The organism is Ruegeria sp. L11 (assembly GCF_056531755.1).
Genome location: NZ_JBQFMI010000033.1, coordinates 1 through 6330, shown reverse-complemented (window position 1 = coordinate 6330; position 6330 = coordinate 1). Strand labels below are relative to the sequence as shown.

The 6330-nt window shown below is 53.3% G+C and carries 5 protein-coding genes; 4 read left to right on the top strand and 1 reads right to left on the bottom strand.

What is annotated here, in order from left to right:
• Nucleotides 1–996: 996 nt before the first annotated feature.
• A complete protein-coding gene (locus tag ACR0CE_RS20290) occupies nt 997–2004 on the bottom strand; it encodes a helix-turn-helix transcriptional regulator (RefSeq protein WP_480833590.1) in 1008 nt (335 codons plus the stop codon).
• Nucleotides 2005–2137: 133 nt separating this feature from the next.
• On the opposite strand from ACR0CE_RS20290, the gene ACR0CE_RS20285 reads away from it, so the two are divergent.
• The 4 genes from ACR0CE_RS20285 (at nt 2138) to ACR0CE_RS20270 (ending at nt 5996) form a co-directional block, all read left to right on the top strand.
• The gene (locus tag ACR0CE_RS20285; RefSeq protein ID WP_480539668.1) at nt 2138–3535 is read left to right on the top strand and encodes an amidohydrolase family protein; all 1398 of its coding nucleotides are present in this window, start codon (nt 2138–2140) and stop codon (nt 3533–3535) included.
• A 26-nt stretch (nt 3536–3561) separates the two neighbouring features.
• Nucleotides 3562–4326, top strand: a complete 765-nt coding sequence (locus ACR0CE_RS20280; RefSeq protein ID WP_480833589.1) for a DUF3299 domain-containing protein — start codon at nt 3562–3564, stop codon at nt 4324–4326.
• Complete coding sequence (locus tag ACR0CE_RS20275; protein WP_480833588.1) at nt 4323–5501, top strand: carbohydrate porin; 1179 nt, start codon at nt 4323–4325, stop codon at nt 5499–5501. Before ACR0CE_RS20280 ends, ACR0CE_RS20275 begins: the two co-directional genes overlap by 4 nt.
• A 114-nt stretch (nt 5502–5615) precedes the next feature.
• Nucleotides 5616–5996 (top strand): hypothetical protein, encoded by a 381-nt coding sequence (locus ACR0CE_RS20270; RefSeq protein ID WP_170337130.1) that lies wholly within the window; start codon nt 5616–5618, stop codon nt 5994–5996.
• Nucleotides 5997–6330 lie beyond the last annotated feature (334 nt).

Genomic DNA, 6330 nt, shown 5'->3' with positions numbered 1-6330 from the left:
CGTTTCGACATCTCTGATCTCCTCTTCGTCGAAGATCAGCAAACAACAAATCGTAGCTTACGTCAGTGTCCGAAATTCAGGGGGTAGCTCAGGATCTCCAATCGGAAGGTCTCTCATGAGATAGGACCTATTCTTTCGAAATGCATGCAATAGTCTTTATGGACGTGGCCTTCTCCGGCTTCACCAGCTAGCTCGACCAAAAACTTCCAGCCTGTCTTTAGCTAGTGCTGTAGCCTGAGGACTAATGCGTTGGCACGACACGATGAATGTCCGAAATCCGGAAAGCTGTCGCAGGATCACTACCTTTTCCCCAGTGACCGGTATGGGCCGGGCCAATCATGCCGCGCCTGCAGTAACGTGAGTCTGGAGCAATGGCCGGTAAGGGCTCTACGCACCAGTTCGGGCACGTCGCAGAGAAAGTTGGCAGTGAGCCCACAGCAGAAGTCTTGTTTCCTCGCTGCGCGCGCTCGCAGCACTGATTTTGCCGCGCTGGCATCATCTTGAACACAGCAGTGCGGCGTAAAGAGCGGCCATTCGCGCCGGGCGCAGCGAAATTTCGTCAGGCAATGAGCGAGACGCGGACAAACCCGCCTTTTGCCGATGCTGCTTTTGCTGACGCAGAAAGCACTCGCGGGCGCGGAGGGATTTTCTCTGTGAAGCAGCAGGCGCCGTGAGAGCGGTCATTGAGCGGCACAAATTTGAGCGGATTCCGAAACGCACTTTCGCCGCGGCTGGAACCGGCAAACAAGACGCGGGACTTTGCGGCCTTCCGCATTTTTAATCCAAAGGACCGCAGTCAGCCCCGAAGCGGACCTTCGCAACCAAGCTTTGCTAACTCCGAAATACACAACGAAACGGCCAGTTGCAGAGGTTGTATCGGCGGTGGCAACCAACCATTCATGTCGTCGACTAACCTGTTCAACGTGGCACTACAACTTCTCCGAACTGATCCCACGAGGACCTAATCTTCGAAGCGTTCATTTGGCTCGACCACATTTACTTGCTTCGGAACTTGGTCGGTGTCATTCCGGTTTGACTTCGGAAAAAGCGAGTGAAATGGGACTTGTCAGAATAGCCTAGCATCAGACCAATCTCCGCAATTGTCATCTGGTCTTCTTTGAGGTGCTCCTTGGCGACATCGATACGCAGCCGTTTGATTTCGCGCGGTAGCGTTGTGCCTTGTTTTTGAAGCGCTTTCAGAAACCGTTCCGGTTGTATTCCCAGCATTCCAGCCACCATCTCTGGTCCCAAATCGGTTTCATCCAGTTTGTCGCGTAAGACAGATCGCAAAGCTGCCACCACGGTTACTTCTTCATCTTGTCGAAGTGATGCTATGGGCTTGGCAGAACCCTCAGAGACGTGGTGCAAAAACAACCATTCCACAGGAAAACTAATTTGCATTCCGGGATCAGTCCCAAGGCCAACCTCGATCCCTTTGTAGTCGATAGGCAGCCCATTGATGTATCTGCTTTCCCATCGCACACGGGAAGAGTCCCAGGACTCTCCGACGACGGTCTGCAATAGGCGTACATAGATTGCGGCACCAAAACCGGTCACCTGAATGGGTGGGACGGTTGGTTCCTGTTGCCTCTCGATACGATAAGTCGCTTTGTCTGCTTCAATGACAAGGCTGTGCCGCACAGAATTGGACTCCTGCGGCACGAGCTCAACAAAGCGGGTAAAAAACTCGAACAGCGTTTTTGTAGATTGCAAGGCTTGAGCGAAGGGCGGCCATCCTTGTAGGTCAAACGCTTCCCCTACATTCAGTCCTAGGTATCGATCCCCTGATACTTCTGAGAAAGCATTTACCAAGCCGTAAACCAACTCGGAGTGAACGAACACGGATGGGTTAGTCATCAGTTCAGCTTTCAAGCCGACCTGATCCAATGCTGGTTGCGGATTGATCTTACGTTCGGTGAGATATTGCAGAAAGGGAGCGGCTAAAGAGAGGCGAACAAAGCCCTCGCTATGCTCTCGGGAGGCGGAGTTGAAAGGCAAGCTCATAACCCTTGTTTGGATTAGTTTTAAGAAGTGGCCATTTTAATCATCATATTCGTACATCCTAATTAAAAAGGGGCAACCGCGTCGGTGAATTCCAGACTATAGTTGGCAAAACATGAATATGAAGGGGGTACTTATGTCCGGCTTACGAATGTCTCTTTGCTCGACGGCAATTGTCGCGGCAGTTTTTTCTTTTTCGACGACCGCGCAGGCTCAGGATCAAGAAGAACCACAAACGCTGTTTACCAACGTGCATATCTTCGACGGTGTGAATGAGCAACGCATTGAGAATGCCAGTGTACTGGTTGAGGGCAACCTTATCAAGGTCGTCTCAACTGATGCGATCGATGCCCCCAATGCGGAGGTGATCGATGGCGGCGGTAGGACACTCACACCGGGCTTCATCGAGCTTCACGCACACCTCATGCTCATGGGACCGTCTATCGCTTCCATGGAAACGAACTCGACCTGGGAGGATTTTGGCATCCATGGAACCAGGATGGCCGAGATGTACCTGATGCAAGGATTTACGACTGTAAGAGATGCTGGCGGCGCCAACGGCGGTCTGCGGAGGGCCATCGACGCCGGACAGATCGTCGGTCCACGTCACTATGCGTCAGGCGCGTTCCTCGGGACACGCGGCGGCCACGCTGACTTCGCATCCTTCACCTCGCCGCCGGGCGGACAGACCAACTTCGGTAATCTGAACATGGCGCAACAAGTCAGCGGTGTCGATGATGTCTACCTGTATGGTCGTAATAACATGCGCATGGGGGCGACACAGCTGAAATTCATGCAGTCGGGTGGGGTGATCTCGGCGTTTGACCCATGGCAGTTGCTCGCCGGCTCCAAGGAAGAAATCGAAGCTGCCGTTCAGGTTGCCAACGAATACGGCACCTATGTCATGGCGCATTCTTACCGCAAGGAAGCAATCATGAACGCCCTTGAGGCCGGTGTAATGTCCATTGAACACGGCTTCTCCTTCGATTGCGAGATTGCCGAGATTATGAACGAGAAAGGGGCTTACATAACGACTAACCTCACGGCTTTTGATCCGGGTTTGTTGGATATCCCATCGGTCAAGAACGAGCCCAAGAGCCTCGCGAAAGCGATATCGGCGTCCGCGACTTTCGCGAACTACATTCCGAATATGAAGGAATGCCCGGTAAAACGCGGCTTTCAGACCGATTGCGTGGGATCAGTGGAAGCATGCAACATCCAGATTGCTTATGAAAAACATCTCAATAACGAGTTCTTCGGACCGTACCAGTCGATGGTGACACTTACGTCAATCGGCGGTGAGGTCGTAGCATTGTCAGGCGATTTCTCGAACCCTTACACATCTGGCAAGCTCGGTGTGATCGAGGAAGGCGCCTATGCGGATATCCTGCTGATCGACGGCAATCCGCTCGAAGATTTCTCGGTGGTTGGTACGGGTGATCAATGGTTTGGGGCCGACCCGAGGCCTGAAAGCCCAGAAACAATCCGCCTGATCATGAAGGACGGTGTGATCTACAAAAACACACTGGATTGACCAGATAAAGCAGCCGGAGAGCATTCATGCGAAATTGGTTTTGCTCCGCAGTATTCGCAGGGTTGGTTTTGTGCGGTTATGATGTTGCGGCGACGCCTGGAACCGCGTTGGACTGGGCAGACCTGCCAGATCCGTCTGCGCAGGTCTTTGATGACCCCTATCGTGATCTCAGCCCCGAACAGTTCGACGATGTTCTTTTCGTTGTGCGTATACGCGGCAGGTTGCAGCAGGATGGTGGTAGTGAAGACGAGCGGCAAAAGTGGCAAATGCTTCTGACCGAGACTGAGGATGCTTTGGCAGCTGATGGAATTGATGTCGACTGGCTACTCGATCAGCGAGAGGTCGTGACGGAACGGCGAAGAAAGGCTGGCACGAACGGAAATCCGGAATTCGACGGTCAAACAATCACACTGACGGGCTTTGCCATTCCTGCTCCGAATGATCCGGACGGGAGGCCTGTCGCGTATTTGGTGCCCGAACGAGGGATGTGCAGTCATATGCCTCCACCTCCGCCCAACCAGATGATCCGTGTGCGGTTGAACGGGGACTGGGCGCCCCGCTATTTCCATGAACCCGTTCGGCTGACGGGCATGCTGACTATCGATCCTTCTGTTCAGAATATGATGGTTGTGGATGGTCTCATGCCTATGAATGCGACTTTCCAGCTAGAGACAGAACGTGTCGAAACTCTGGAAACCGAGGCAGACAGGTTGGAATGGAAGCAGCGTGCTGCTGATCGCATCCGCGCGGCGGGAAATCGCAAGACCGGTGGGGCACAGGCGTCAAAATGATAAGACTTCTGGTTGCCGCATCGAGCATTGCCTTCGCTGGCGCCGCGTCGGCTCAGGGACTATCCGGTCCATCTTCGGTCGAAGCTGATCTAGAGCCCGGAGATGGCTTGACCGACCCACAATACCGTTCCAATTTTCCACGCAACATCGCGCCGGGTTGGTTTCAGTGGAAAGACCGACTGGCTGAGGGTGGGTTTCAGTTCAATATTGACTACTTGGCACTGGGCCAAACCACGAATGCTGATTTGGGAACCGGCGAAGCGGCCAGCGGAATTGCACGATTCTACGGGAATTGGCAGGCGACTGAACGGGGCTCTGTAACATTCAAGATCGAAGACCGGCACAGTTACACGGACGTTGCCCCACAGTTTCTCGGGCTGGATGGCGGAGCCCTTTCGATCACAGGGACAGCCTTCAACGATAATGGTCTGCTGCTGACCAATCTGTTCTGGACCCAAAGGGCCGAGAACGGTTCTTGGACGCTGCAAGTCGGCCAGATTGATGTAACAGACTTTGTGGATATCTATGGGTTGGTAAGCCCCTACAGTGGTTTCCAGAACCTGTCTTTCAACACCAACCCGACAATCAACGCGCCCAACCAAGGCCTTGGTGTTGCCGGTGGGGTAAAGCTGAGCGAGAACCTTTACGCCGTTGCCAGCGTCTCAGACGCAAACGCCGACCCGTCTGATCCAAACTTTGATGTGTTTAGCGACGGCAATCTCTTCAAATCACTCGAACTTGGTTACACTTCCGGTTATGATCGCATCTACTTCGACAATATCCATTTGACCCTCTGGCATGCGGATGCGGCTGACGATGGCAGTCGAGCGGAAGATTACGGCGCTGCGTTCTCTGCCGCATGGTTTGTTGACAATAAGTGGATGCCGTTCTTTCGGGCTGGGGCCTCAAAGGGGACCGCAGCGCTTTATGAACGGTCGATATCTGCCGGTCTCGGTTACTATGGTCGCAACACCGATTTGGCCGGTCTGGGCCTAAACTGGGCCGAAGCAAGAGGCATAGATGGCGATCAGTTCACGCTTGAAGCTTTCTACCGCTTTTCAATCTCACCCGGACTGCAGATCACGCCATCGGTACAATTCATTTCCGACCCGCTTCTAAATCCCGATCAGGACCGGATTACCCTGTTCGGTCTAAGAACCCGGATCGTTTTCTAATGCGGGGTGAAGGCAGTCACTAAGGGGTGTGCCAAAGGGCAACTAAGAGAGATCAAGCGCGTGCCGGAATTTTCAACGCCGGTCGAATGAAGTTGGGAAGCAAAGGAACAATCTATGAAGATTGCATACGGAATTCTTGCAGCCTTAGCAGTTGTGTTTTTCATCCTTGGAGGCAGCGATGCCCATGCCAAAGACAACAAGGGTAAAAAGCCGAACAAGGGGGGCAAGAACGGTGATGTCAGCATTCAGATAGAAGACAAACCCGGCAAAGGCCCAAAAGCTGTACCACCTGGACAGATCAAGCGCTACACGCGCGGTGCCAAGCTCCCATCTGACCTGGAGTTCGAGGATATTGGGGACCTTTCCAAATGGAAGCTTGGGGAGCCGGGCAAAGGAAACCGCTACATTCTGGTCGATGACGAAGTCCTCGAAGTTACGAATGACCTGTCTACCGTGGTCGATGCCGTCGGCATCGTCGGTGATCTTCTAAATTAGGCGAAAGTACGATGTTTCAGGGCAAGAACTACCTCGTTTGCCCTGACGCTGGCCGGGGCGATCATTTGTGAACCCCGGCCCAAGTTCAAAACCCGGATCCGAGGCGCTACGATGATAAAGGCCCTTCTTGTACTTTTTGCGCTTGCTACCTTTTCGTCAGCACGCGCCCTACTCGCTCAGGAAAACGGTGCAACTGAAGTCCCGCAAACAATACGCTTTGAGGGCTATGTATAGCCCAGTCGCTGTCCGCCATCAGCACCCATGGAACAGACTAGGTTGATTGCGTAGCGGAGGATTTCAGGCTCATCGTAACCATCAGAGAGTGGAGATGAGA

What these genes read in the sequence shown, in the direction of transcription:
- ACR0CE_RS20285 (WP_480539668.1), top strand. Translation starts at nt 2,138, where the DNA reads ATGTCCGGCTTACGAATGTCTCTTTGCTCGACGGCAATTGTCGCGGCA.
- ACR0CE_RS20290 (WP_480833590.1), bottom strand. Translation starts at nt 2,004, where the DNA reads ATGAGCTTGCCTTTCAACTCCGCCTCCCGAGAGCATAGCGAGGGCTTT.
- ACR0CE_RS20275 (WP_480833588.1), top strand. Translation starts at nt 4,323, where the DNA reads ATGATAAGACTTCTGGTTGCCGCATCGAGCATTGCCTTCGCTGGCGCC.
- ACR0CE_RS20280 (WP_480833589.1), top strand. Translation starts at nt 3,562, where the DNA reads ATGCGAAATTGGTTTTGCTCCGCAGTATTCGCAGGGTTGGTTTTGTGC.
- ACR0CE_RS20270 (WP_170337130.1), top strand. Translation starts at nt 5,616, where the DNA reads ATGAAGATTGCATACGGAATTCTTGCAGCCTTAGCAGTTGTGTTTTTC.